Genomic DNA, 25362 nt, shown 5'->3' on the forward strand with positions numbered 1-25362 from the left:
TCGAATTTTTCTGTTTTTTAAGTGGAAGCTCTTTCAATTAATTCTAAGCGAAGAGAATTTTTATATACTTGTTTCTCTTCTGAAAGAATCACATTCATCATGAGCTTCATCGCACTTTCTCCAATTTCGTGAACGGGTTGGCGAATCGTTGTTATTTGCGGCACAATCATTTCAGCTATCGGCTGATCATCAAATCCGACAACAGCGATATCCCCTGGAACGTGCAGCCCAAGCTGTTTTGCTTCGAATATGATGCCTGCAGCTACTTGATCGCTCCCTGTAAAAATGGCTGTGGGGCGTTCATGCAATTCTGCTATCTGCCGCATCACACGTTTTCCGTCATGGTAATCAGCGGCTGTTCGAAAAAACCATCCTTCATATGTTTCAAGTCCAGCCTCTTTCATTGCAAGCAGATAGCCTTTTTCCCTGTCCTTCGCAATCCCGCTATGAAAATCGCCCCTGCAATAAGCAATTCGTTTGTGTCCTTTATCAATCAGGTGTCTTGTCCCTATGTAGCCGCCGTATACCTGATCAAGCCTTACATTTGGAACATTCGCGAACGAATCATACTCATTGCAAGTCACTACAGGTCCGCATGAAAAATAGTCCTTGATGTTCTGCCAGTTATTTTCGATGGAGGTCAGAATGATGCCATCCACCTGTTTTGATTTTAATAGATTAAAATATTGCAGTTCTTTCTCTGTATCATACCTTGTCTGGCAGACGAGCAGACGAAATCCATTTTCCGTCGCGACCGTATCAATGCCTTCTAGCAAGTAGGAAAAAAAAGGATTTGTCAGCATTGGGATAAAAACAGCGATCATATTTGTTTTCTGGCTGCGCAATATTTGGGCTGACGAGTTGGGATAATACTTGAGCTCATTCATCGCTTTATGCACAAGTTTTTTCTTCTCTTCTGAAACATGAGGGTAGTTATTTAGAACCCTTGATACCGTTGAACGGGATAGCCCTGCCATTCTCGCTACATCAGAAATCGTTGCCATTTATTCCCCCTTCTTTTCCTCCTTCCCATCCACTTTGAAATCGATTTCTTGAAATCGTTTTCAAAAAAATTGTATGATAAATCTGAAAGAAGTTCAACATTTTTTTACAATAATTAATTTTCATTATCTTAATTGCAATGGGAAAAGCTATTTTTGTAATGATTACCTATTCCTTATACTTTAATAAATTGTTTCTTAACGCGGTCCGAAACCCTCCCCCGAAAAAAACAAGGCGAGAAGAGTATGAAAATCAAAACAATCGTCTCAAGCGCCATATTGGCAGCTTTGTACAATGCCGTTTCAGTTATAATACAGCCCTTTGGTTTTGAAAATATTCAAATTCCGGCTTTCTGAAATGTTTAATCACTTCATTGTGTTCAAAAAATATATTTTTGGAATTGTGTTTGGTGTATTCCTGACCAATTTGTTTTTCTAACCACTCGATGTTTATGATCTTGTATGGAGAAGGACAGTCACTGATTTCCCTATTGATCACAATCGGTGCAGCACGTTTTATCAAAAGACTGTTTTAGCAGAGATTGTTGTTTATCGTTCATGCTTTTATCACGCATATAGACTAGCAACGGGGCATCTTTTTTTAAAGTTTTTGCCATACCAATGGTTGCGAGGACTAAATATAGGGTCATGAGCAACAAAGTTTAAGAAAAGAGCCTATCAAAAATATTTGGGGCCGCATGATGATCAATACAATAGTGTTCACATTATCCATGTGCATCATTGCCTGGGAGCTTCCATTTTTGATTACGTGGTTAACAACAGCTCTTAGTGAACTCATTGTGATGCTTATCGGAATGCCTGTGATCTATGCGTTAAATAAAAGGCTTGATTTTGTAAGAAAAATATAAAGAAAGCGTACGGGATGAGCAGCTTTTAAAGTTTTTTATAGGTGAAAATTCCTTTTCTATATTATACTAGTAATATGAAAACTGTAGGTATATTGGAAGAGGTGCAAAGATGTATTGTAAACGCTGCGGAGAATTGCTAAGCTCCGATGTAAACTTTTGCCCGTCATGCGGAGCGCCTAAAGAGAGCTATGAAAGCGAAAGTTTGGTACCGATTGAGCGTTCTGAAAATGAAGAGCTTTCTCTTTTCGTAGGCAAGAAGGCCGATGTCTACCATCGAAAATGGGGAAAAGCGACCAACAAAGCTGGATGGAACTGGGCTGCATTTTTCTTAGGGATTTTTTGGCTTGGATACCGAAAAATGTATCGGTTTTTACTGATTTTCCTTGGAATCTACCTGCTTGTTGATCTTATTACTTGGCCATTTTATTTGTTTCTGGATCCAGTCACAATGGATAAAGTTTCACCGCTTATTGATTTGCTGAATTACGTGATTGGCATCGCCTCATCTGTAACTCTCGGAATTTATGGAAATTATTTTTATTATAAGCATGCAAAAGAGAAAATCAATAATATCAAACAGAAATTTCCAAACCATCCGGACATTCAGGCTTACGAAATAACCAAAAGGGGCGGAACAAGCTGGGGTACTTTTTTCATCCTCTTAGCAGCAGCCATTTTGTATGCCATTGTTATTGTTGGAATCATAATTTTTATCACCTTTCAAGATACGGAATATCCAGGAGAAACTTCGTCGGTTAACGAGAATTCCTCTATTGCAGATGACTTCTCCCAAAACAGCAGCATAGACAATTGGGGCGGTTCAGCGGGGGATTCTGAAACCTCCATACAAACGATCGATGAAGTTCTCCAAGATTACATGAAGGAAAACAAACTAGCCCTGACAGCAGAAGATGTTCAGTACGATATGGAAAATAATTTGGATGAAGATTTTGCCATTGCAGGAACAGCGAAGCTCGACACCTATTACAACTACGGTTTTGCGGATGCTTCAAAAGAAAATTTCTCCGTAAGCATTAATCCTGTTGATGGAGGAGAACCATGGAATCTTTATTTCGACCGAAAGGATTTTGCAGATCTCTATACTGAATTAAAGAATCAAGGTGAGGTTGATCTTGTGGCGACAGGCATTATCCCAAGCGAAATATATGATCCTGCTCAAGGGAACATGGCTTTTGCTGAGCAGGTTACGTGGGACAGTAATGAATAAGTCTGTTTTTTTATGGCTCTTTTCTTAAACATTGTTGCTTTCTCATTAGAGGAGCCCTGTATACAGTTCTCTTCATAAACTATTATTTATTTGTATTTTTTCCACATTAAAAAATAGACTGATTTCATTCAGGGCTCGGACAGTAGCATGGCTTGCTTTGACAGTAAGAAGCCCTGTTTGGACAGTAAAATGTGGTGGATTGCGCTCGTTAGAAACTGAGTTTCGCCAGTAAAACCTGCTATTTGAACAGTAAGCAGCTTTTCCTAGTTATTCATGTCTTACCATGACGCTAAATCTTACTTTTAACCTTTTAGAATAGAGTTTTCAAAACAAGTTGCACTAAGCCAAACATTAACTTCTTAAAAGACTCCATATGCATCCAAATTAACCTCAAATTAGTAAACAATTAGGTTTAAATCAAGTCCCTATTGCAGACTTTCACTTGAGACTATTTTTCGTCAAAGGATATTCACGAACGAATTTCCGAAAATCCAGATTTTATTATTTACTAAGAGATAAAAAAGGAAGCCCGCATTGGACTCCCCACATCTTCTCTTTACCGATTAACCGACTTCATCGATTCTTCTGGATAGCGGCCGCCTGCTGCAGCACCTTTTGGCGCCACTTCATCTATGCGCTTCAAGTCTTCACTTGATAGCTCGACATTCACGGCTTCCACGTTTTCTTCAAGATATTTTCTCCGTTTTGTTCCTGGAATCGGAACAATATCTTCTCCTTGAACCAATAGCCACGCGAGTGCAAGCTGAGACGGCTTCAAGTCTTTTTCTTTCGCAATCTCTTCGATGCGATTGACGAGATCGATATTCTTTTGGAAATTCTCGCCTTGGAAGCGCGGCGAGAAACGGCGATAATCGTCTTCTGCCAAATCCTCAAACTTTTGAATTTGTCCAGTTAAAAACCCTCTTCCAAGCGGAGAATAAGGGACAAATCCAATCCCAAGCTCACGGCATACTGGCAGGATTTCATCTTCTACATCACGGCTCCATAAAGAATATTCTGTCTGCAATGCAGCAATCGGGTGAACATCATACGCCTTGCGAATGGTTTCAGGTGCTGCTTCTGAAAGACCTAAGTAACGGACCTTACCTTCTTTCACTAGCTCTGCCATTGCTCCGACAGTTTCTTCGATTGGCGTGTTCGGATCCACTCTATGCTGGTAATATAAATCAATATGATCTGTCCCTAGACGGCGAAGGCTGTCTTCACATGCTTTTCTGACATAATCTGGGCTTCCATTCACTCCAAGAAATTCACCATTTTCCCCGCGCACGTTCCCGAACTTCGTCGCAAGGACAATCTCATTGCGTTTATCCTTTAATGCTTTTCCAACAAGCTCTTCATTTTTTCCTACACCATACATATCGGCTGTATCAAAGAAAGTGACGCCAAGTTCTATTGCCTGGTGAATCGTGCGGATGGATTCATCATCATCACGTCCGCTGTAAAAATCAGACATGCCCATGCAGCCAAGACCTAGAGCAGAAACTTCGAGTTCGCTTTTTCCTAAAGTTCTCTTTTTCATGCTTTGTTCATCCTCTCTTGATTTAGTGTTACTTTATTTGAGTACAAGGTGATTTTCCCCTAACTCTAAACAAACCAATCTTATTTAAAACATTCTATAAAAGCCAGCGAAACCACTTGCCATGCCCGTCCGTTTCTGCTAAGGTTTAATCGTTTCCTTGCCATTTATATAAGAGTCAAGGTGCAGATTCCGATCTTGAATATTATTGTACAAATGATAGATTTCCCTCTTTTCGCCAAGAATTCTGACAGTGTTCAGAAGCCTTTCCTTCACTCCATCCGGCATCTGATTAGCAACATGCGTATGAAAAATACAAACAGCTGATTTTTGCGGCATATTTTCAACCAGCCCTTCCAAAAGCTCAACCCCGTCCCCCTCAACAAAAAAGCAGCCGCAGCTGACTCAAACAATTCCCTTCTCTCTTTGTGCTCTGGCCAGATTAGTGACTCTAGCCATAGCAGGTCTTCCGGATCAGATAATCGGTTAATATGTAAATCAATACCTGTTTTTGAAGCAGTCGGAGGACTTTCGGGAAGCAAAAAAGGCAGCCGGTCCCCTTTCATTTCTGACTTCAAGATCACATCTCCCCGCTTATTTCCATACACAGCATTCGTTCCATAGGAATAGCTATATTCATCCCACAAAAGCTGCAAGCCTGCACTTGTCCCAATTTCAATAAAAGACAGAGGTTTCTTCGCGTTTTGGTAAATATGTGGCTGTGTGTTTTTTTATGTCGAAATTGTTTCTCAACCCCAACAAATATTATAGAGCCTGAAAATAAAAAAAAACGTGCAGCCTATATTTTGCGGCTGCACATTTTTCTTATTCAAATTCGCATTCTTTCAACGGAACGACTTTTGTTTTATTTTTAAATTTATATATCAGCCATACAGCCACAAACAGAGGCAATCCGATATAGGAAACCATTATGCCGTTCCAATCAATTTTTCCGCCAGTAAAGGCTGTATAATTTTGTCCGAGTATGACGATTCCACAAAGAACAAAGGCAAAAATTGGACCAAACGGGAACCATTTTGATTGGTAGGGAAGATCCTTCATATCCCTGCCCTGTGCAACATAAGCCTTCCTGAATCGGTAGTGGCTGACTGCGATGCCTAGCCAGGCAATAAATCCTGACATACCTGAAGCATTTAAAAGCCACGTATAAACGACTCCATCTCCAAACAAAGAAGCAAAGAAGGCAATGGCGCCAACTGCTGCTGTCACAATCAGAGCGTTCACCGGTACGCCGCGGGTGTCGAGTTTGGCAAGGAATCTTGGAGCTTTTCCGTCTCGGGCCAGATCCCAGAGCATACGAGTTGAAGCGTACATTCCGGAGTTTCCTGCAGAAAGAACAGCTGTCAGGATAATGGCGTTCATAACGGATGCTGCAAATGCAATACCTGCTTTTTGAAATACCAATGTAAAAGGACTTACTGTAATATCACTGTTTGCAAGACTTTCATTCGTAAATGGAACCAAAAGACTGATAACGAAAATCGCCAAAATGTAAAACAATAAAATTCTCCAGAAAACACTTTTGATAGCTTTTGGAATGCTTTTTCTCGGGTTTTCAGTTTCTCCCGCTGCAACTCCAAGAAGCTCAGTCCCTTGAAAACTGAATCCTGCTGCCATGAAAACACCAAGTGTCGTCATGAATCCGCCGTGAAACGGGGCATCAGCAACAGTAAAGTTTTTGAAACCAACAGCTTCTCCGCCCACAATACCAAAGATCATTAAAGTTCCTAAGATCAAAAACACGATGACCGTTACAACTTTTATAATTGAAAACCAATATTCGGCTTCGCCAAACCCTTTAACAGATAAGTAATTCAGTAAGAACATAATAATTAGAAAAAGTCCGCTCCAGATAAATGAAGGTGTGGTTGGGAACCAAAATTTCATAATCAGGGTAACAGCAGCGAGTTCTGCCGCTATTGTGATGGCCCAGTTGTACCAATAATTCCATCCAAGTGCAAAACCAAGAGATGGATCCACAAACTTCGTGGCATAAGTGCTAAATGAACCGGCAACAGGCATATAAGTCGCCATTTCAGCAAGGCTTGTCATTAAGAAATAAACCATAATACCGATTGCTGCGTATGAAAATAAGGCACCGCCCGGACCTGCTGTGTGAATGGAGTTCCCGCTTGCGAGGAATAATCCTGTTCCAATTGTTCCGCCGAGAGAAATCATGGTTAAATGCCGTGATTTGAGACCCCTCTTTAATTCGTTTTGTGATGTTTTTGATGCTGCAGTATTCGGTGAGGTTCCTGCTGTGTTTTCCATAAAAAAACACTCCCTTTCAGATGATTTCGGAAGGAGTGGCAAATAAAAAAGTCGTCAATGCATTTGACGACGGTTCTGTACTGCCCGCATCATGCCTTCCTTTAGTAGCTCACCACACTTACCGATTATTCGTAAGTGCGACAGTTCTGTTCCTGTTCGGAGACAGCCCCAATCAATGCTCACAAGAGATAAGCATCAATTTCGGCAGCTTTTCCTTTCAAACGGAGTCAGCAATGTTCTCTGCATCTCGTCCGTCCTACTATTAAAAACCGCGACCTCTACCCCATCGGAATGATGAGGATTTAAATATGAGATTGTAGTAAAGATGGGATTATTATACTAGATTATGAGAGCTTGTGCAATAATTTTTCAGGTGAAGAGATGTGTTAAATTTATGCAGCCATTATGTAAAAGATCGCTTTCTCCCTTAGTGGATCGGGCTTCTGCTTTTGCAGAAACCCGCTATTCCTTTATACTGATGTTTTTTCTAATAACAAATAAGCCTTTATCATAAAATAACTTACCTGATCAGGAAGAAGTTCCTTAATCGGCTTAAGCTTTTCTCCGCCTGCATCTTGAACAGCCTCTCTGATCTGCGGAACAGCTTCTGGCGGCACCACATCTAAAAGCTTCACTTCCATTCCTTCCTGAATGCACTGAATCATATGATTTTCAACCGTACTTAAGGCAAGCTCCCTCTTTTCAGCTATCTCGGCTATAGAAAGATTCTCTTTGTAAAGGGCGTAAGTATCCAAATGTGAGTTCGGCGTTGCTTTTTTCGCCGGCTTCACAGGGGCAGATTCGAGACTGCCGAGCGCCTCACGTTCTGGATTCTGCTTTTTAAAAGCGGTGATGGCCTTGATAAAATGCTCGCCATATTTCTTGAGTTTATGTTCTCCAACCCCTGAAACCTGCAGAAACTCTTCATCTGATTGCGGCAGCTTGGCACACATATCCTTTAAAGCGTTATCTGCAAAAATAACAAAGGGCGGCACGCCTTCGTTTTCAGCCATTTCTTTCCTTACGCTCCTAAGCACTTCAAATAGCGGATCATCATTACCAACCTGTTTTGTTCGCACAGCTTCTTTCCGTTTTACGGTAACATTACCCATCAGAACCTCTTTGCCGCTTTCTTTCACATAGATCGTCGGATAAGTACCATGTTCAACAGCAATCAGCTCCTGCGAAATAAGAAATTCAATAAAATCGGTTACTTCCTTTGTGCTCTTTTCTTTCATAATTCCGTAAGTTGGCAGCTTGTGAAATCCGAGATCGCCGACCTTTTTGTTTTTAGAGCCTGTTAGTACTTGTGCTGTCAGAGCTTTACCGAATCTCTTTTGTCCCATTCGAATAATGCAGGACAGCACCATCTGCGCTTCTTTCGTGACATCCTGGCTTTCTCTGGAATCCGTACAGTTTCCGCACCTTCCGCACGGTGCTATATCACTGTCATCGAAATAGCGGACGATATAGCGCTGCAGGCAATTTTCTGTGTAACAATAATCCACCATCAGCTGAAGCTTTTCAAGCTCCTGCGGCATCCGCTCTCTATCACTTGATTGATCAATTAAAAAGCGCTGCACTTGAACATCCTGGGAAGAATACAAAAGAATACACTCGCTGTCGAGGCCATCACGTCCTGCACGTCCTGCTTCCTGGTAGTAGCTCTCCATATTCTTCGGAAGCTGAAAGTGAACGACATACCGGATATTCGATTTATCGATCCCCATACCGAATGCTGAAGTTGCAATCATTACTCCGGTCCGATCCTGCAGGAAATCCTCCTGTTCTGCCATCCGGTCAGCATCGCTCATTCCCGCATGATAGCGTCCAGCCTTTATACCATCCTTCTTCAGCCGCTCATACAGCTGATCCACATTTTTTCGTGTTGCCGCATAAATGATGCCCGCTTCCTTCTCATTCTTTTTCAGAAAGTCCTTCAGAAAACGAAGACGGTCCTGTCCCTTAATAACAGAAAAAGATAAATTTTCTCTTTCAAATCCTGTTAAAACAGTATTTTCTTCTTGAATCGTTAACGAGCGGCAAATGTCCACCCGAACCTTTGGCGTTGCTGTAGCAGTTAATGCCAGAACAACCGGTTTTTTCGGCAGAGCTTGAACCATTCGCTGAATCCGCTGATAGCTCGGGCGGAAGTCATGTCCCCACTGTGAAATACAGTGGGCTTCATCAATGGCAACCATCGGAATGTCGAGCATCTTCAGATGATCCATAAAATCAAAGGATTCCAGCCGCTCCGGAGCAATATACAGCAGCTTGTACTCTCCGCGCTTCGCTTTATCAAGCCGTTCTGCTGCTTCTTTTCCGCTGATGGAGCTGTTAATATACGCTGCTGAAATACCAAGCTGCAATAAGGCGTCAACCTGATCCTTCATCAGGGAGATGAGTGGAGAAATGACAATCGTTGTTCCTCCAAATACAAGAGCAGGAATCTGATAGCAAATGGATTTACCTCCGCCTGTCGGCATCACACAAAGTGTGTCTGTCCCTGCTAATACAGATGCTATTGCCTGATCCTGCCCCTCCCTGAACGATGAATAGCCGTAATGCTTTTGAAGCATCTCAATTGCTTTTTGTATCAATTTGCAAATCTCCCCTCGTCCGATATCTATTTCTTTTATTATAGGAGTTCTTTCGACTGGAGGCAAAAGGGGGAAATTGACATTTTGAAGCGAATAATAAAAAACCCGGCTCTCAAAAGGAAAGCCGGGTTTTATCATTATTTCTCGTTCACAAGCTTTTCCATTTCATCAAGCGTATCTTTAAATACTTCCATTGCCTGATCGATTGGTTTCGATGTGGACAGATCCACTCCAGCACCTTTCAGGATGCTGATTGGATCTGTGGAGCCTCCAGCTGAAAGGAAGCCTTTCACGCGGTTAACCGCAGGTGTGCCCTCTTCCGTGATTTGTTTGGATAAGGCAGCTGAAGCTGCAAAGCTTGTTGCATATTGATAGACATAGAAATTGTGGTTATAAAAGTGAGGAATTCGCGCCCATTCCATAGGGATTTCCCCATCCGTCTTCATGACTTTCCCATAATATTTCCTATTGATATCACCGTACATTTTTTTGAAGGTTTCAGCATTCAGAGGTTCGCCTTTTTGGTCTAACTCATGAATTTTCTTCTCAAATTCAGCAAATTGTGTTTGGCGAAATAACGTTGTACGAAAATTTTCCAGCCTTTGATTTAACAGATACATTTTCTCAGACTTGGTTTTCGCATTTTTATATTCGCTGTTCCAAATCAGGCTTTCATTAAGTGTGGATGCCACTTCAGCAGTAAAAGTTGCATAGCTGGAATTTAAGTAATTTTGTTTTTTATCAGACAAGTATGAATTTACAGCATGCCCTAGTTCATGGGCTATTGTTGAAACATCATCTTTTGTCCCCTGATAATTTAAAAGAAGGTACGGGTGCTTATCATATGAGCCCCACTGATAGGCGCCAGTTGCTTTGTCATCTGTAGAATACACGTCAATCCAGCGATTATCAAAAGCCTGTTTCAAAATGGCAATGTAGTCCTTTCCCAATGGTTTAAGGCCTTCAAGGATCATATTTTTTGCATTTTCAAACGAAATGTACGTGTGATTTGCGGCTACAATCGGTGTATACATGTCATACATATGCAGCTCGTTAACTCCGAGCAGTTTCTTTTTCAGCTCCATGTAACGATGCATTAGCGGCAGTCCCTTGTTAACAGAAGCGATTAGCTGATCATAAACTTTTGAAGGTAAATTATTGGACGTTATGGCTGCATCAAGGGCTGATGGATAATGTCTGACTTCTGCCCCGATATTATGGCCTTTTACTTGTGCTGCCAAGGATTGCGAAAAAGAATCCTGAAATTTTTCAAGCGTTTGGTAGTACGTTTCATATGCTAGCTTGCGGACATTGCGGTCCTTGCTTTCCATATAAGAAATAAAATTGGTACGGTTTAATGAAACCTTTTTTCCGTCCGAATTCTCAATCATCGGGAATTTCACATCTTTTGCAAGCATCGCATACACATTTGAACCCGTGTCAGTTAACGGTGACAACTTTGCTATAAGCTCTTCCTCTTCTTTTGAAAGAGTATGAGCTTTTGTACGAATCATATCCCGCACAAAATAGTGATAGGGTGTCATCATTTTATTCCGCAAAAAACCCTCAATGGTTACAGTTGGGAGTTTGACTATTTCAGGCTGGAACCAAGCAGTATTTGCAGAAACAGCTGCTGTCATTTTTTCCGCACGATTAGTCAGTGCCTGGAGCGAAGAATTTGACTGGCTCACATCAAATGAAAGATGAGCGTAGACGTATACCCGTTCAGAAACGGCAGACAGCAGAGCATAATCCTTAAGGGCATTTGAAAGCTCTGCTGCCGATTTGGCTAACTTGCCCTGATATTTGTTCTTAAATTCAGCAGAAAGATTTTCCGCCTTCTTAACATCTGCCTCCCAAGAAGTTTTTGATTTGTACATATCATCTAAATTCCATTTGTATTTTGCCGGTATCTCATCTCGGTTTTTATAATCTGGTTTCCCTTGCTGTACATCTGCTTGAACAACCGATGGATTCAATACATGTAACGGAATAACAATAGTTAGTGCGATTGCTGCTGCTGTGACAGTTGTTAAAAGCGGTTTTTTCATAAAAACTTCCTCCAAGGTAAGCTATATCTTGGTAGGTTCCCTTAAAAAAGCAAAAATATGAGGGACTGAAGAAATCAGCCCCTGCTGTTAAAAAAATATTTCATTAATCTTCTTGTTCCCTCAAGCCTCATCGCAGCTTCCCAGAATCGGAAACTCGCCTCATAACCGTGAGCAAAATACTTATACTCTGAAAAAATACCGTCTGATTCAGGATCAATCACCCGAATCTTGAGCTGGCGCATTTCCTTTTTCATCTCCCGGACTTCATTTCTTAAGATCCTGAGTCTTTGATCAATAAAATCCAGATAAGGCTCAGGGATTTTGAAATTCAGCCTTTCAAATCCGAGCCGGTTCGTTTCCAGTTCTTCTATCAGATAGATACCGTAAATATATTCATAGACAAGGTCCTCTTCATGCCGGGGAATAGGAGCTTTCATGGCAATTCCCTTTCTAAAACAATTTATAAAGGCTTTATCCCTGAAATTTCGCCAAAAGGTTTCGTACGAAAAGTTCTCTCTGCTTCTTTTAATTTGATCGTTTTTTCCAGTGGACTGAAACCGGCAACAATACACGATAAGTTCGACAAAACCCCATCGTCCCATAACGTTACTAAAACCGGCAATCTTCCCTGCAGCTTTTCTGAATAGCCTGCTCCATTTCTGCGCTCTGCTCTTCATCTAAAAATGGCTTCGGCTCTTTTTGAACGTCCTGAAAAAGCTTTTTTGCCATTGAGACATGCTCTGGCAGCATCATGGATACCCATTTAATATTATTTCGATCCCTGATCAATTCATTCACCCCAACAACACGAATATATGTTCTTATTTAATAATATATTAGCCTATTTGAAAAGAGTTAAAACGATATTTTCCACTAAAAAATTTTCAGATTCTTGACTTTTCACCTGAATCATCAAACATGTCTTATTTCGAAGCTTTTAAACAAGCTTCTAGTATGATATGGTTAATTCCATCTTATAAAGATCTGCAGCCAAGAGCGATGGAGTGATAAAATGGCAAAGAGCAAAGGCGGCGGCACAGGCAGAGGGACCGGCAAAAAAGGCTGGAACCGATGGCAGGCTGGTGCGAATAAAAAGAAGAGCGCTAAACCGTATGTGAGCAAAAGAAAAAAATCTGGCGAATCAAAACCGGACCAATCGGAGTGAAAATAGAGTGTTCTTGAACAAAAAATAGCGAGTAACAGAAAGGAAGCATTTCTGTTACTCGCTATTTTTGATGGCTCGATATGCTAGCCCGTCATTCACGATATTTTTTTCAGATGACGGGAGGGCTATTATCCGAATGATTAATGATGGCCAGGATCTGATGGTCTTCCCACTTGCCATTTATTCTGACATTTTCTTTTGCGATTCCTTCTTTATGAAAGCCCGCTTTTTCCAGTACTTTAATAGAAGCTGGATTTCGCGGCATTACACCTGCTTCAATTCTATGTAACCCCAGTACATCAAACCCATAAGTAACAGCTTGCTTTACAGCTTCCGTCGTATAGCCCTTTCCATTATGCTTTTTGTCTAAACAATAGCCAATCCAGCAGCTTTGCAGATTTCCTCTTACAACCTCTGTCAATGAAATATCACCAATCAGTTTTTGTGTATTATCCGAAAAAATACCAAAGGAGTACAAGGTTCCTTCAGCTGCAAGAGATATATTTTTTTCAATCCGCTCCATTTGTCCCATTAGTGTGTAAAATGCTGCTTCTCTTAATGGCGTATACAGACAGAAAAAGTCTTTATTCTGCTGTTCCAGTTCAAGAAGAGCTTCTGCATCAGAAACGTCCAAAAGTCTGATAAATATGCTGTCAGTTCGGTTCAATGCCGTATCCCCCATTATGTTTAAATGGCAAAAGGAAAGCTTCCGTACGGTTAGCCCGCCTTTTTACGATTTTTTTTCAGTAAATGAAAGCTCCTGCTCCGCTTTTTCGCGATTTTCGCTGCCTTCTTTCTGAATGTACAAGGTTTCTTCAAGAGTTGAAAGAAGATCAAGCTGGGTTTTCTTCAGTGTTTCTACGCTTTGGCTGCTGCCTTCAATTTGAAGGATCTTTTTATTTTTATCAGCAAAGACCTCGCTTGCCTTTGCTGTTTTGTCCTGCATTTCAATGGCATGTTTCTGCCTCACCACTGTTAACGCAATTGTCACCTGATTTTTCCAAAGGGGTATTAACGTCATAATAGAGGATTGAATTTTCTCAGCAAGGATGTGATTACTTCTTTGGATCATACGGATTTGAGGGGCACTTTGTCTTGTTATTTCCCTGCTGACTTTTAAATCATAAAGCCGCATCTCAAGATTTTCAGCAGCTTGCCGTGATTTCTCAGAATGCTGATTTTCATAAAGCTCTTTCAGCTTCCATTCGCCTGCAGAGATGTATACATTTAATTCATGGAAATACTCCTGGTTCGCTGTATAGAGATTTTCAAGCACTTCAATATCTGATAAAAGAACAGCTTTGCTCATTTCAAGCTTTATACCCATACGGTCAATTTGCGCCCCTGCTTGCTGAAACCTCGAAATCACTTCCTGTGTAGACCGTGGGCCTTTGCCAAAAAGTCGGGTGAAGAAAGACGCCTTCTTCTGCTTTAATTCCTCAGGGTCTAATTCCTGAAGCTTTGACATGAGAGCCGATATCACTCTTCCGGCATCCCCAATATCCTTTTTACGAACCTGGTCAAGCATTCTATTCGCAAATGCAGAAAGCCTTTTCTGAGCTTCTGCTCCAAATGTAAGCAAGGCGTGATGGTCATGCGGATCCATTTCCGAGGCAAACGCTATCGCCTTTAACCGGCTTTCCTCAGAAAGCACTTCCATCAGCTGCTGACCTTCCTGTGCTGTTTCACCCAGCTTATTTAATCCGGTCATCAAACTTCACACTTTCATTAATCCGTGATTCCTTCAAAGAATGTTTGGCTACCTTCATTTCAAAATTCAGCTGTTCCATATCCTCTGAAAGCATCTCCTGCAGGACCTTATCAATCGAGAAAGTCAGCTCTCTTAGTACATGATTTGTTTCCTGCAGTGATTCCTCGAGCTCCCATGTTTTGTTTGGCTGGGAAGAAAGAAACGCATATTTCTCTGTTAATTCAACGGCAGAATCCAAATATTTATAATAAAATACCTCCGCACTGTAAAATCGCTTCGGCTCTCTTGTTGTCAAACGATGAATTTTCCTGACAACATTTAAAAGATCCAGTCTTTGCTTGAATTTAGCCACGCTCCTGACAGAGAGAAGGGCACGGTTCATTCTCCAGATTTTCGTTCCTGCTTCTTTTAAATTTTTGCGGATAAAGCGGTACTCTTTTCTGGATAATTCATTTTTTGCTAAAAATTTCTGCAGCCTGATGGCATAAACGGTCCCATATGTTAGAGCACCTCCTGCAATCCCAATTGCAGCTGCTGGCAAAAAATGCTGGTGAAAGCCAAACATGCTCGTTAGCCAAACAACAAACGATACCGGAACAGCAAGAGCCGTCCCTGCAAAAACAGTGAAAAACCGATTCATATTTATCGACTCCTGACGTAAGTCTTTTCATTTAAAGCTCTTTAGCAAAGCGCATCGAAGTATACTTCCTAATACGAAGGATAAGCAATATGGGTTCCATTTCCTATAGAATATCATTTTCTATGGATATACTATATACCAATCATTAGAAATTTTGAATGGTCTGCGAATGTAGATGAAGCTACGTCTTGAGGCGTAGGAATAGGGGGACGTTTCGTGTCAGGCGGAGGGTTTGGATAGATTATGGCGAGTTTTGGATAGATTATCCTAATATTTGGATAGATTCATCCGGATTTTTGATAGATTTACCTTAAATTCGGATAGATTTTTCCGTGATTTGGATAGATTCACCTTTTCCCCCCGAAAAATCACACATTGCGTTTCCGATAGATGATCGATCCGTTCATTTTGCGAGAGATTTTCAAAAGCGGATACCTATCCACATAAAAAGGCAGAAAGGACAAGTCCCTCCTGCATGGCATTACCTGAATAAATTAAACAATCTGACGGTCCCAGTGACGGTGCTCGGCAACTGCCTGGATGAATGAATCAGCAAAGCTTTTCGCATCATCTCCAATTACTACACCTGCACTGCCTTCGTAATTCTTAACGAATTTCTCTCCTTCACCTGTAGCTCCAATCGGCTTAAAGTGAGAGAAAGCTTCCTGTACAAAGTATGCGGTTTCCTGCTGGAACTTCTTGCTTAGATCACTGCCTCCTGCCACATAAAGGGCATCGAATAAAACAGAGTCACAAGTCAGGAATGTGTGATCTGCTTTCAGCTCCGTGCTATCCGATCCTTTCAGCTTCCCAAGCTTGCTGCTCACGATTTCAGGCTGCAGCCCTTTTGCTTTAAGAGCGTCAAGTACCCCTGAAACCTCTTTTCCGTCAAAGCCATCACCAAGAATAACGCCGACTTTACGAGTATCCGGCTTTTTCTTAGTGTTTTCCATGCTGAGTGCAGGAGACGATTTTGTGACTGATGAGCCGTTTCCTTGAGGAGCGTTTACTCCAATTGCTTCCGCCACAGGTTTGGCAAGGTCGAGACTCACATTAGCAAACATGTCGACTACTTGCTGCTGCACGGATTGGCTTTTCAGCTTGCCCAGTTCAAAGCTGAAAGCTTCGATAATATGTTCTTTTTCAGGCTGGCTCATACTGTTCCAGAAAAGGGCTGCCTGAGAAAAATGATCTTTAAAGCTTTCGCTTCTCTTTCTTACCTTATGTCCCTCTATTTTTTCCTGATAGTGAACGTAACCGCCCTCTTCTTCACTGGCAGGTGAAGGCGTATTATTCGCCAAAGAGTTTTTATGGTAGCTGACTTGTCCAACGTTAATGGTATGGCGGCCATAACCGTCACGCTGATTGTTAAAGAACGGGCAAACCGGTCTGTTGATCGGAAGCTCGTGGAAGTTCGGGCCGCCAAGACGAACCAGCTGCGTATCAGTGTAGGAAAATAAACGTCCCTGAAGGAGCGGATCATTTGTAAAATCAATTCCTGGAACAACATGTCCCGGATGGAAAGCTACCTGCTCTGCTTCGGCGAATACGTTATCGACGTTGCGGTTTAAAGTCATTTTCCCGACAATCTTTACTGGAATTTCCTCTTCCGGCCATAGCTTTGTTGGATCAAGAAGATCGAAGTCAAAATTGAATTCATCCTCTTCTTCAAGCACTTGAATACCAAGCTCATATTCAGGGTAATCCCCATTATCAATAGCTTCAGAAAGGTCACGGCGATGAAAATCCGGATCTTTCCCGGAAATTTTCTGCGCCTCATCCCATACTAGACTATGAGTTCCAAGCACAGGCTTCCAATGGAACTTCACGAAACGTGCTTTCCCTTCTTCATTTACAAGACGGAATGTATGAACCCCAAAGCCCTCCATCATGCGGAAGCTTCTCGGAATGGCACGGTCTGACATAGCCCACATGACCATATGTGCTGCTTCCTGATTGTTTGCAACAAAATCCCAGAATGTATCATGTGCTGAAGCTGCCTGTGGAATTTCATTGTGAGGCTCCGGTTTCACGGCATGAATTAAATCCGGGAATTTGATGGCATCCTGTATGAAGAAAACGGGGATATTGTTACCGACTAAATCATAGTTTCCTTCTTCTGTATAAAACTTCGTTGCAAAACCGCGTGCATCACGAACCGTTTCAGCAGACCCTCGGGATCCGGCAACAGTTGAAAAACGGACAAAAACAGGCGTTTTTACAGAAGGTTCCTGCAAAAATTTCGCTTTTGTATATTCTTTCAAGGATTCATAAACCTGAAATTCACCATGTGCGGCAAAACCGCGAGCATGGACAATTCTTTCCGGTATGCGCTCGTGGTCAAAATGCGTCATTTTTTCCCGAAAATAAAAGTCTTCCAAAAGAGTAGGCCCTCGTTCACCAGCTTTTAAAGAGAATTCATCTTCCGCCATCTTGAGGCCCTGATTGGTTGTCAATTTTTCGCCCTGATCCTTCACCCGATACTGCTCAAGCTGTTCACTTTTGCTGTTCTCATTCACCTTGCGCTCGCTGCTCACTCTGTTTCACGCCCCTTAAGTAAGTTAAAAAATCTCTTCACTATACTTACTTACCCTTGACAAGCCGGAACGCAAACAGTACAATTGGCTAATTTTTGAAAATCCATACCGGATTTTTCTGAACTGGTAATATCACATTGCCCTATTTAACAAATGGACTATTTTCTTTTAAATTATTAGAAAACAAAAGAGGATTTATTGGCTGTTTGCTATTTTCCTGTAAGGAGACTACTTTTCTGTTTTTCTTTTCTTTATGGTTTGACCAGTCCTCATATAATTGATAGCTCAAATTAAGTTCATCCAATTAATTCAGCCAATTTCCATGCTTTTTGTTTTTTATTTAAGGCTTGATTAATGATGATTGCTTCATATTCCTTGTGGATCTCATTCAGTGATCGAATGCTGCATCTCCTCCAGTCTTCTCCTCTTTCCCTAGTACCTTTAAACCTTTAAACCCTTCTTTTAAACAACATCTTTATTGCAGCCTTTTTAAAATATGTTACCGCCATATTTCTATGAAAAATGGCTCGAGGTTTAAAGTTCTTCATTAATGGCAACTAAGATATAGAATAAAAGAACGAAAAAGGAGGTTAGGAGATGACCTTTCATTTTACAAATTGGACTTGGCATTCATTAACTAGCTCAGAACTGGATCAAGAAAAAATTCGTTCTTTAGCAGGTGGATCTCCATTGCTCGAAAGATGGGCAAGTCACATCCATCATAAAGAAAACAATGAATTGTGGATCGAAACGCTGGATAGCGGAAGCGAGGTCATCTGCGGTTCCCTGCTTTATACATTAGACGAGGATGATGGAGAAAACAGTCAGATTCTGCATTATTATTTGTCTTCTACTCTTTTAATCACAGTGGATTTTGGTCTGGAAAATCTAAAGGACCAAAGTTCAGCAAAGATTGTTAAGAAATTGAATGGTGTAGAGGATGCCGTTGACGGGTTCTTCGTGCTGCTTAGCGGTATAGTGAATAATTATTTATACGGAATTGACCATTTTGAAATAAAACTGAAAGATGTGCTGCATGAAGTTCACCAGCACAACAACAAGACGATATTGGATCATATCTACGAGCTCCGCCATTCCCTTCTAATATGGAAAAGCTATTTTCTTCCGGTTATTGAAATTTTAAAAGGAGCGGAAGAGGCTTATCTGGATGAAGTAAAAGGCAAAAAAGAATACAAGAGAACGTGCAAGCAGGTAGAAAGGGGATCAACCCTTATCGGAGAGTATCAGGATGAAATAGATACACTGATCCGGCTTGAAGAGGTTTATTCTACTCAGCGAGGAAACGAAATTATGAAATCCCTTACTGTACTTACAGTTATGTTTACTCCGCTGACAGCTTGGAGTGCACTATGGGGAATGAACTTTAAATACATGCCAGAACTTGATTGGATATTCGGCTACCCGCTCGCTCTTCTGCTCATCATAGGCACAACGGTCTCCGTTTATATTTATATGAAACGAAAAGGATGGACAGGAGATTTGCTTTCGAGGAAAAAGAAGCGGGAAAACTAAAAAACAGGTATTCGCAAGTTCTTGCGAATACCTGTTTTTTCGTCCCAGACCATAAGAGCAAGAATGAGGACGAAATGAATGGAATTCCATTGATAAAATGGGTACAGTAACAAGATAAGCATTTGATTATAATGGATTGTATATATACCTCGCATATGATGAAGTAACCGGAAAGGAGGGGAAATCCTATGTCTGCCAATATCGATTTTTCTTTCGATGAAATGTGGGAGAAGGTTGTTGCCTGTGATCGGAAGTATGACGGGTTATTTTTCACTGCAGTGAAAACAACTAAAATATACTGCCGTCCTTCTTGCAGATCGAGGATGCCCAAAAAAGGAAATGTGGAATTCTATTTTAATATGAAGGAAGCTGAAAAAGCAGGTTATCGCGCCTGCAAAAGATGCCAGCCAGAGGTGGAGCATTCCCCAAATGTCAGCCTTGTTCAAAATGTCATTGCCTTTCTCGTGAAAAATTACAAACAAAAGCTCACATTGCAGGATATTTCCAATCATATCGGTGTAAGTCCCTATTACCTTGAGCGTTTGTTTAAAGAGGAAACAGCTGAAACCCCGCGCACTTATTTGGAAAAAATAAGAGTGGATAAAGCGGCTCATCTTTTAAAAACCACAGACCTAACCAATCTCGAAGTTTGCTATGAGGTGGGCTTCCATAGTCCCTCTAACTTTTATAAAGTGTTCCGCCGTTTCAAGGAGTGCTCACCGAGTGAATTTCGAAAAACGGCACTTCAGGAGAATTTGGAATGAATTGGGCAGATCATAGTGCTTACATCGAACTTTATCCGAAAGAAGAGTTCAATTATGAAGAATGCCTGCTGTTCCTTGGCAGATCTGATCTGGAAGTGACCCATCAAATCAGAGATGGTATTTTATACAAATTAATAAAAGGGGATGAAGAATGTCTTCTTTTGAAAATCACTGGCACATCGCAATCAATCAAAGCAGAGTTTCCGCTTGGGAGCTGTTCAGCAAAAGCCCGTCAAGAAGCAGCAAAATATATATGGGAATGGTTTGATTTAGACAGGGACCTTGAGGGATTTTATAACATAGCCCGAAAGGATAAAATTCTTCAGCCGCTCATTCAGAACTATTATGGACTCCGAATCATGGGCATCCCGAATTTGTTTGAAGCCATCACTTGGGCCATAATGGGACAGCAGATTAATCTTACGTTTGCGTATACCCTAAAGAAGCGGTTTACCGAACAATTCGGTGAATGTCTTATTTTTGAAGGAGAACCATTCTGGCTGTTCCCTGAAGCTGAGAAAATAGCAGCTTTACGAGTGGAGGATTTGAGGATGCTTCAGTTTACTTCAAGGAAAGCTGAATACATCATCGGCATTGCGAAAGCGATGGCAGCAGGAGAATTGACAAAGGAACATTTACTTCAGGGAAGCTTTGAGCAAATGCACAGCAAATTAACAGCTATCCGGGGAATAGGTTCATGGACGGCAGACTATGTTATAATGAAATGCCTGCGCCATCCGAATGCTTTTCCTATTGCCGATGTCGGTCTTCACAACGCCTTAAAGCTGCAATTAGCACTTCCATCTAAACCGTCATTAGAGGAAATCAGAGAAATGGCGATGGGCTGGGAAGGCTGGCAGGCTTATGCGGTCTTTTATTTATGGAGGTCACTATATGTATAAATTAAATTATGAATCACCAATAGGAATGATAGAAATACAGGGTACAGAAAAAGCGATTTCAGCCATATTGTTTTCTGAAAAAGAGCATGCGGAATACAAAATTGAAGATGGGACTCCCCCTGTTTTAAAGGATTGCTTCAACCAGCTTGATGAGTATTTTAGAGGAGAGAGGACAGAGTTTACCTTTCCCCTAATAATAGAAGGAACAGCCTTTCAAAAAACAGTCTGGAATTCACTGAATGATATCCCCTTTGCTGAAACGGGATCCTACAAGGACATCGCCCTTTTAATCGGCAACGAAAAAGCCGTCAGAGCAGTAGGAAATGCTAACGGAAAAAACAAGATCTGTATTGTCATTCCGTGCCATCGAATTATTGGTTCGAACAGCAAATTAACAGGCTATGCAGGTGGCCTGTGGCGAAAAGAGTGGCTGCTTGAGCATGAGAAAAAACACAGAACGAAGTGAAACGTAAGCTGCTAATTGTGAAAGGATCCAGTCAGCCATTTGCTGAAGGATCCTTTTCGCTTATTTATTAGGGTAATCACATAATTCAATGATTGTCCCTTGGGTATGAACTGGATTAATATAAATAAGCCTTCTTCCAAATGGATTTGTCCGGTACGTTTCTTTTAAAAAAGTAATCCCTTGCAGCTCATACTTCTCCATCGCGGCTTCCAGATCCTTAACTTCATAGGCAAGATGATGAACGCCCTTTCCCTTTTGACGGATAAACCGGTCGATCGGAGAGGTCTTGCTTGTAGGCTCAAGCAATTCGATCACCTGGTTCTCGAGTTCAATCACGGCGATATGCGTTTCAACTCCAGGCTTTTCACTCGTATATCTTTCAGTTAGCTTCCCGCCGAGGAAGCTTGTATAAAATTCAATGGCTTCGTCTATTCTTCTTACTGCAATGCCTGTATGATCGAGCTTCAAGCTATTTGCCTCCTTTGCTCCTAATATCTCTATTATATAAGGGACAAGATGATTTAGGAAATGAACTGCCGGCTTTTAAACGCCAAATCTTTACCTTTTTAAGGCGATTTTCAACTCTTTTTCAACAAGAAAAGGCCAGATCATATTACTGATCTGGCTTCATCTGGTTTATTCCCGTCTTTTGACATGTGAAAATAGAATTTTAACGGTATTCTCATTCTTCTTCAATGGCTTACTGTCCTTACAAGCCAAACTACCATTCTTACTGTCCAAATCCGACTTTAACACCCAACAATCTAGTGAGTCGCCCCTCCAACACTGTGAACATCAGCTTCATGTCTAGCAGCCCCCACCGCTGCAATCCGAATCCCCTTTACAATCGTATCAAGGCTTAAAGAAGGGGCCTTCTTATCCACCACTTGCTCCGTAATAAAAGGTATATGAATAAATCCTCCGCGGATATTGCTTGATGTTCTATGGATATAGTCCATCAACCCATAGAAAACATGGTTGCAGACAAAGGTCCCCGCTGTATAGGAAACAGATGCGGGAATACCTTGTTCCTTCATACCTTCAACCATCCGTTTAATCGGAAGACCTGTAAAATAAGCAGCGGGCCCATCTTCAGAAATTTTCTCGTCAATCGGCTGGTTGCCGGCATTATCCGGTATTCTTGCTTCATCTAAATTGATCGCTACTTTTTCCGGTGTCACGTGAAGTCTTCCTCCAGCCTGTCCGACACAGATCACTATATCCGGCTGATGCTTTTCAATATGCATTTCAAGTGCGTCAATCGATTCTCTGTAAACAGTTGGAATTCTTTCAGCGGAAAGTTCGATGTCATCGAATACTTTTCCATTTAACTGTTTGACTGCTTCCCAGGAAGGATTGATTTTTTCTCCGCCAAATGGTTCAAAACCTGTTAACAGCACTTTTTTCGACATAGCTGCTCCTCCTAAATTTTAAATGAAACGAGCACATACATGAGGACAATATTAAAAACAAGGACAATCAATGCCGTTGGAGTCTGAACTTTAATGACATGGTTTTTATCTTTTAAATCAAGCAATGCGGCCGGAACTATATTGAAATTAGCAGCCATCGGTGTCATGAGTGTCCCGCAATAGCCGGCGAACATGGAAATGGCCGCAATGTGATTCGGATTGGCATCAAATTGGTTAATCAGCATCGGTATCGCAATACCTGCTGCCATAACCGGAAAGGCCGCAAATGCATTTCCCATTATCATCGTGAAAAGAGCCATTCCCAGACAGAAAACAACAACAATCCAGAACAGAGAATTCTCTGGTATGAAGGTTTTGACCGTATTGGAAACAACCGTTCCAACACCTGCTGCTGCATAAATGGTTCCGAGTGTTGCCAAAAGCTGCGGAAGCACAACCGCCCAGCCGATTGACTCAAGCAGACGGCGTGATTCTTTAATCGTTGTTGCCGGTGTGCTTTTTGTCATGGTCATTGCCGTAATAATCGCAATGATACAAGCAAGCCCTAAAGCAACCATTGTGACATTTGTCTGGTCAAGCAGTGCTAGTCCCCCAATTTTCACGTTGGCAAACAGCTTGGAAAACACTATTGTTAAAACAGGAATCAGAATAGCCGGAAGAAACAAACTGCCTCCAAATCGCTTTCTTCGCTCTTCTTTCAAGGCAGCATCCTCTTCGATATGGTCGCTTTTTCGCAGACCGCCGCCAGCAATAATTAACACCATTATGATGACCAAAAACCCAATATAAAAAGACGGGATCACTGCTCCAAACATCAATGTGATGGAATAGAGGAAATAAAATCCCCCTGAGGTAAAACGCCTGTTATTTGTTTTATCCATAAAAATATAAAAAGAACAGCCAAGAACAATAATACCCATCAGGACATAAATCATTTCAACGGAAAAAATCATAGAGTATGCTCTCTTTCTTTACCAGTCTTTATTTCTGAAGTGTTCCCCAATCGCTTATCCAGCTTCCGGTCAAGCATGCGAAGCCTGATTGCGTGTACAATAAAGGCAAAAACCGCTGTTGGAATTCCCCATAATGCCATTGCAATTGGATCCGCTTGGACATGGTTTTGCTTGAAAAATCCGCTCATCAGCAAAATCGCACCAACGGCAACGAAGATGTCCTCCCCGAAAAATAAGCCAATATTATCTGTTGCTGCTGCGTGTGCCCGAATTTCCTGTTCTTCTTCTTCAGGCAGTTTGCCGTACTTTGCTTTCGCTGCTCCTTCAGACATCGGAGCAATAAGAGGCCTCACTGTCTGCGGATGGCCTCCAAGGCTGTTCAGTCCAAGTGCAGCGCCAACTTCGCGAATCAAGAGATACATTGTCAGAACACGTCCGACTGTTGCCGTTTTAATTTTTTCAATGATTCGGGCTGCTTGCTGCTGCAGACCGTTTTTCTCAAGTAAACCAACGACGGGCAGTGTCACAAGAAGAATCGACATATACCTGTTCGTTGTAAACGCCTCACCGAATTTCGAAATAATATCATAGATTGGAATTCCTGCGATTAGCCCTGTTACGAGAGCGGAAACAGTTACAACGACTGCCGAATTAAATTTCAGCAAAAAGCCTGCGATAATTAATAAAACACCAATGAATACCATATAAAATCCCCTTTCCTGCTGCTAAAAATGTTTCTAAAATAATTTTACCTTAATTTAATCATTTTTCAAAATGTTCTTTATTTTTAAAAATTACCATATAAGAAAAACGCTAGCGCTGGATGGAAAATCCCACAACTTCCGGTTTTGACTTTGGGATTTTTCGAGCGACTCGAGGCGTTAGGCTGCTTGCGCAGGTCAACTCACAGCATTCAATAAAATTTATACTTTAGCTCCATTCACGTTGAAATGACAGATACTTACGATAGTTTACGTTTATCAAAATTCGCTGTATAGTGCTTATTTAACTATCGGGCAGTATAGAAAAAGGAACTTAAATTGAAATCTCGAATATCTAATGTAATCGGATAGCTAAAAATCACATGACAGACAGGAGTTAGATATGATGATAAAAGGTTTCGGAGGAATATTTTGGAGAACTAAGAATCTTGAAGTTATTAAAAAATGGTACAGTGAAGTGTTGAAGATTGAAATAGAAAATTGGAATGGGACCTTGATAAAACCCCAATTAGGAAATGAGACGATCTTTTCTTTCTTTACCGAGAATGACAGTTGTTTTCCAACAGAACAACAAGTGATGTTAAATTTCCAAGTACATAATCTAAACGAAACTATTAACCATCTTGAACATATTGGTGTACCTCTTGCAAAGAAAAAAGAGATCAGTGAATTTGGAAAGTTTATTTGGATTGAAGATCCTGAAGGTCGACTGGTCGAGCTTTGGGAGAAATAACAAGTTGTAATTCATTTGCTATTGAGCTTAACGGGGGAGTTAGTTGAACAAGAATGGGGGACCTCGACAAATGAATGGTCCCCTAATTCCTATATAAATTTAAATTTAACAGAACCATTTATTTTGAAGCATTTAGGGGCTTAATAGAGGATTTTCATTCACTTTCTTTGGATTTGCCTGTTTTCGCATTGAATGCTGCGAATCGTAAGGTCTAAGAACACG

24 protein-coding genes, 2 pseudogenes and 1 riboswitch are annotated in these 25362 nt (G+C 41.2%); of the genes and pseudogenes, 9 read left to right on the top strand and 17 right to left on the bottom strand.

Going from position 1 to position 25362, the window contains the following annotated elements; genetic code table 11:
• Nucleotides 1–17: 17 nt before the first annotated feature.
• Nucleotides 18–1004, bottom strand: a complete 987-nt coding sequence (locus ACOT8F_RS11525; RefSeq protein ID WP_421652037.1) for a LacI family DNA-binding transcriptional regulator — start codon at nucleotides 1002–1004, stop codon at nucleotides 18–20.
• Between the two features lie 243 nt (nucleotides 1005–1247).
• Here ACOT8F_RS11525 and ACOT8F_RS11530 point away from each other — a divergent pair.
• From ACOT8F_RS11530 to ACOT8F_RS11540, 3 genes and pseudogenes are all read left to right on the top strand, one after another.
• Nucleotides 1248–1525, top strand: a pseudogene (locus ACOT8F_RS11530) (QueT transporter family protein); the annotation flags it as partial.
• A gap of 153 nt (nucleotides 1526–1678) precedes the next feature.
• Nucleotides 1679–1870, top strand: a pseudogene (locus tag ACOT8F_RS11535) (QueT transporter family protein); the annotation flags it as partial.
• A gap of 109 nt (nucleotides 1871–1979) precedes the next feature.
• Entirely contained in the window at nucleotides 1980–3098 is a 1119-nt protein-coding gene (locus tag ACOT8F_RS11540; RefSeq protein WP_421652038.1) for a DUF2628 domain-containing protein, read from the top strand.
• A 556-nt stretch (nucleotides 3099–3654) separates the two neighbouring features.
• Here the strand turns inward: ACOT8F_RS11540 and ACOT8F_RS11545 are convergent.
• The 8 genes from ACOT8F_RS11545 to ACOT8F_RS11580 all read right to left on the bottom strand — a co-directional run bounded on the left by ACOT8F_RS11545 (nucleotide 3655) and on the right by ACOT8F_RS11580 (nucleotide 12370).
• Nucleotides 3655–4641: an aldo/keto reductase gene (locus tag ACOT8F_RS11545; protein ID WP_421652040.1), complete on the bottom strand. Its 987-nt coding sequence runs from the start codon at nucleotides 4639–4641 to the stop codon at nucleotides 3655–3657.
• Between the two features lie 138 nt (nucleotides 4642–4779).
• Nucleotides 4780–4998: a DUF2332 family protein gene (locus ACOT8F_RS11550; protein WP_421652042.1), complete on the bottom strand. Its 219-nt coding sequence runs from the start codon at nucleotides 4996–4998 to the stop codon at nucleotides 4780–4782.
• Nucleotides 4911–5294, bottom strand: coding sequence for a DUF2332 family protein (locus ACOT8F_RS11555; protein ID WP_421652044.1), 384 nt, complete (start codon nucleotides 5292–5294; stop codon nucleotides 4911–4913). Before ACOT8F_RS11555 ends, ACOT8F_RS11550 begins: the two co-directional genes overlap by 88 nt.
• Nucleotides 5295–5463: 169 nt before the next feature.
• Nucleotides 5464–6930, bottom strand: a complete 1467-nt coding sequence (locus ACOT8F_RS11560; RefSeq protein WP_421652046.1) for an amino acid permease — start codon at nucleotides 6928–6930, stop codon at nucleotides 5464–5466.
• A gap of 97 nt (nucleotides 6931–7027) precedes the next feature.
• Nucleotides 7028–7219: riboswitch (Lysine riboswitch) on the bottom strand.
• 181 nt (nucleotides 7220–7400) lie between these two features.
• Entirely contained in the window at nucleotides 7401–9530 is a 2130-nt protein-coding gene (gene recQ / locus ACOT8F_RS11565; protein ID WP_421652047.1) for a DNA helicase RecQ, read from the bottom strand.
• Nucleotides 9531–9667: 137 nt separating this feature from the next.
• Nucleotides 9668–11581, bottom strand: coding sequence for an oligoendopeptidase F (gene pepF / locus ACOT8F_RS11570; protein WP_421652048.1), 1914 nt, complete (start codon nucleotides 11579–11581; stop codon nucleotides 9668–9670).
• A 74-nt stretch (nucleotides 11582–11655) separates the two neighbouring features.
• A complete protein-coding gene (locus ACOT8F_RS11575) occupies nucleotides 11656–12018 on the bottom strand; it encodes a YhjD family protein (protein ID WP_421652050.1) in 363 nt (120 codons plus the stop codon).
• 172 nt (nucleotides 12019–12190) lie between these two features.
• Nucleotides 12191–12370 (bottom strand): YolD-like family protein, encoded by a 180-nt coding sequence (locus ACOT8F_RS11580; protein ID WP_421652051.1) that lies wholly within the window; start codon nucleotides 12368–12370, stop codon nucleotides 12191–12193.
• A 223-nt stretch (nucleotides 12371–12593) separates the two neighbouring features.
• Between ACOT8F_RS11580 and ACOT8F_RS11585 the strand changes: the two genes are divergently transcribed.
• Entirely contained in the window at nucleotides 12594–12746 is a 153-nt protein-coding gene (locus ACOT8F_RS11585; protein ID WP_421652053.1) for a DUF3934 family protein, read from the top strand.
• 109 nt (nucleotides 12747–12855) lie between these two features.
• On the opposite strand, the gene ACOT8F_RS11590 is transcribed toward ACOT8F_RS11585, so the two are convergent.
• The 4 genes from ACOT8F_RS11590 to ACOT8F_RS11605 all read right to left on the bottom strand — a co-directional run bounded on the left by ACOT8F_RS11590 (nucleotide 12856) and on the right by ACOT8F_RS11605 (nucleotide 17634).
• A complete protein-coding gene (locus ACOT8F_RS11590; protein WP_421652054.1) occupies nucleotides 12856–13413 on the bottom strand; it encodes a GNAT family N-acetyltransferase in 558 nt (185 codons plus the stop codon).
• 63 nt (nucleotides 13414–13476) lie between these two features.
• Complete coding sequence (locus ACOT8F_RS11595; RefSeq protein WP_421652056.1) at nucleotides 13477–14457, bottom strand: toxic anion resistance protein; 981 nt, start codon at nucleotides 14455–14457, stop codon at nucleotides 13477–13479.
• Complete coding sequence (locus ACOT8F_RS11600) at nucleotides 14441–15097, bottom strand: 5-bromo-4-chloroindolyl phosphate hydrolysis family protein (protein WP_421652058.1); 657 nt, start codon at nucleotides 15095–15097, stop codon at nucleotides 14441–14443. The genes ACOT8F_RS11595 and ACOT8F_RS11600 overlap by 17 nt, the downstream gene beginning before the upstream one ends.
• Before the next feature lie 494 nt (nucleotides 15098–15591).
• Nucleotides 15592–17634: a catalase gene (locus ACOT8F_RS11605; RefSeq protein WP_421652059.1), complete on the bottom strand. Its 2043-nt coding sequence runs from the start codon at nucleotides 17632–17634 to the stop codon at nucleotides 15592–15594.
• 597 nt (nucleotides 17635–18231) lie between these two features.
• Here ACOT8F_RS11605 and ACOT8F_RS11610 point away from each other — a divergent pair.
• From ACOT8F_RS11610 to ACOT8F_RS11625, 4 genes are all read left to right on the top strand, one after another.
• Complete coding sequence (locus tag ACOT8F_RS11610) at nucleotides 18232–19167, top strand: magnesium transporter CorA family protein (protein WP_421652060.1); 936 nt, start codon at nucleotides 18232–18234, stop codon at nucleotides 19165–19167.
• A 188-nt stretch (nucleotides 19168–19355) separates the two neighbouring features.
• On the top strand, nucleotides 19356–19931 hold the full coding sequence (locus ACOT8F_RS11615; protein WP_421652061.1) for a bifunctional transcriptional activator/DNA repair enzyme AdaA: 576 nt from the start codon (nucleotides 19356–19358) through the stop codon (nucleotides 19929–19931).
• Nucleotides 19928–20833 (top strand): DNA-3-methyladenine glycosylase family protein, encoded by a 906-nt coding sequence (locus ACOT8F_RS11620; RefSeq protein WP_421652062.1) that lies wholly within the window; start codon nucleotides 19928–19930, stop codon nucleotides 20831–20833. Before ACOT8F_RS11615 ends, ACOT8F_RS11620 begins: the two co-directional genes overlap by 4 nt.
• Nucleotides 20826–21299 carry a methylated-DNA--[protein]-cysteine S-methyltransferase gene (locus ACOT8F_RS11625; RefSeq protein WP_421652063.1) on the top strand — a complete coding sequence of 158 codons (474 nt, stop codon included), beginning with the start codon at nucleotides 20826–20828 and terminating at the stop codon, nucleotides 21297–21299. The genes ACOT8F_RS11620 and ACOT8F_RS11625 overlap by 8 nt, the downstream gene beginning before the upstream one ends.
• Nucleotides 21300–21359: 60 nt before the next feature.
• On the opposite strand, the gene ACOT8F_RS11630 is transcribed toward ACOT8F_RS11625, so the two are convergent.
• The 4 genes from ACOT8F_RS11630 to ACOT8F_RS11645 form a co-directional block, all read right to left on the bottom strand.
• Nucleotides 21360–21767, bottom strand: coding sequence for a VOC family protein (locus ACOT8F_RS11630; protein ID WP_421652064.1), 408 nt, complete (start codon nucleotides 21765–21767; stop codon nucleotides 21360–21362).
• A gap of 296 nt (nucleotides 21768–22063) precedes the next feature.
• Entirely contained in the window at nucleotides 22064–22711 is a 648-nt protein-coding gene (gene pcp, locus ACOT8F_RS11635) for a pyroglutamyl-peptidase I (RefSeq protein ID WP_421652066.1), read from the bottom strand.
• 11 nt (nucleotides 22712–22722) lie between these two features.
• Nucleotides 22723–23685, bottom strand: a complete 963-nt coding sequence (locus ACOT8F_RS11640) for a DUF979 domain-containing protein (protein WP_421652069.1) — start codon at nucleotides 23683–23685, stop codon at nucleotides 22723–22725.
• Nucleotides 23682–24389 (bottom strand): DUF969 domain-containing protein, encoded by a 708-nt coding sequence (locus ACOT8F_RS11645; protein WP_421652071.1) that lies wholly within the window; start codon nucleotides 24387–24389, stop codon nucleotides 23682–23684. Before ACOT8F_RS11645 ends, ACOT8F_RS11640 begins: the two co-directional genes overlap by 4 nt.
• A 403-nt stretch (nucleotides 24390–24792) precedes the next feature.
• On the opposite strand from ACOT8F_RS11645, the gene ACOT8F_RS11650 reads away from it, so the two are divergent.
• A complete protein-coding gene (locus tag ACOT8F_RS11650) occupies nucleotides 24793–25140 on the top strand; it encodes a VOC family protein (RefSeq protein WP_421652186.1) in 348 nt (115 codons plus the stop codon).
• Nucleotides 25141–25362 lie beyond the last annotated feature (222 nt).

It is taken from the genome of Chryseobacillus diguaensis (assembly GCF_049220665.1).
Classification (GTDB): Bacteria; Bacillota; Bacilli; order Bacillales; family Bacillaceae; genus Metabacillus_B.

Coding starts and splice junctions, on each gene's coding strand:
- pepF (WP_421652048.1), bottom strand. CDS start 11,581: ATGAAAAAACCGCTTTTAACAACTGTCACAGCAGCAGCAATCGCACTA.
- ACOT8F_RS11595 (WP_421652056.1), bottom strand. CDS start 14,457: ATGACCGGATTAAATAAGCTGGGTGAAACAGCACAGGAAGGTCAGCAG.
- ACOT8F_RS11625 (WP_421652063.1), top strand. CDS start 20,826: ATGTATAAATTAAATTATGAATCACCAATAGGAATGATAGAAATACAG.
- pcp (WP_421652066.1), bottom strand. CDS start 22,711: ATGTCGAAAAAAGTGCTGTTAACAGGTTTTGAACCATTTGGCGGAGAA.
- ACOT8F_RS11620 (WP_421652062.1), top strand. CDS start 19,928: ATGAATTGGGCAGATCATAGTGCTTACATCGAACTTTATCCGAAAGAA.
- ACOT8F_RS11645 (WP_421652071.1), bottom strand. CDS start 24,389: ATGGTATTCATTGGTGTTTTATTAATTATCGCAGGCTTTTTGCTGAAA.
- ACOT8F_RS11615 (WP_421652061.1), top strand. CDS start 19,356: ATGTCTGCCAATATCGATTTTTCTTTCGATGAAATGTGGGAGAAGGTT.
- ACOT8F_RS11640 (WP_421652069.1), bottom strand. CDS start 23,685: ATGATTTTTTCCGTTGAAATGATTTATGTCCTGATGGGTATTATTGTT.
- ACOT8F_RS11575 (WP_421652050.1), bottom strand. CDS start 12,018: ATGAAAGCTCCTATTCCCCGGCATGAAGAGGACCTTGTCTATGAATAT.
- ACOT8F_RS11610 (WP_421652060.1), top strand. CDS start 18,232: ATGACCTTTCATTTTACAAATTGGACTTGGCATTCATTAACTAGCTCA.
- ACOT8F_RS11525 (WP_421652037.1), bottom strand. CDS start 1,004: ATGGCAACGATTTCTGATGTAGCGAGAATGGCAGGGCTATCCCGTTCA.
- ACOT8F_RS11545 (WP_421652040.1), bottom strand. CDS start 4,641: ATGAAAAAGAGAACTTTAGGAAAAAGCGAACTCGAAGTTTCTGCTCTA.
- ACOT8F_RS11585 (WP_421652053.1), top strand. CDS start 12,594: ATGGCAAAGAGCAAAGGCGGCGGCACAGGCAGAGGGACCGGCAAAAAA.
- ACOT8F_RS11540 (WP_421652038.1), top strand. CDS start 1,980: ATGTATTGTAAACGCTGCGGAGAATTGCTAAGCTCCGATGTAAACTTT.
- ACOT8F_RS11600 (WP_421652058.1), bottom strand. CDS start 15,097: ATGAATCGGTTTTTCACTGTTTTTGCAGGGACGGCTCTTGCTGTTCCG.
- ACOT8F_RS11560 (WP_421652046.1), bottom strand. CDS start 6,930: ATGGAAAACACAGCAGGAACCTCACCGAATACTGCAGCATCAAAAACA.
- ACOT8F_RS11650 (WP_421652186.1), top strand. CDS start 24,793: ATGATAAAAGGTTTCGGAGGAATATTTTGGAGAACTAAGAATCTTGAA.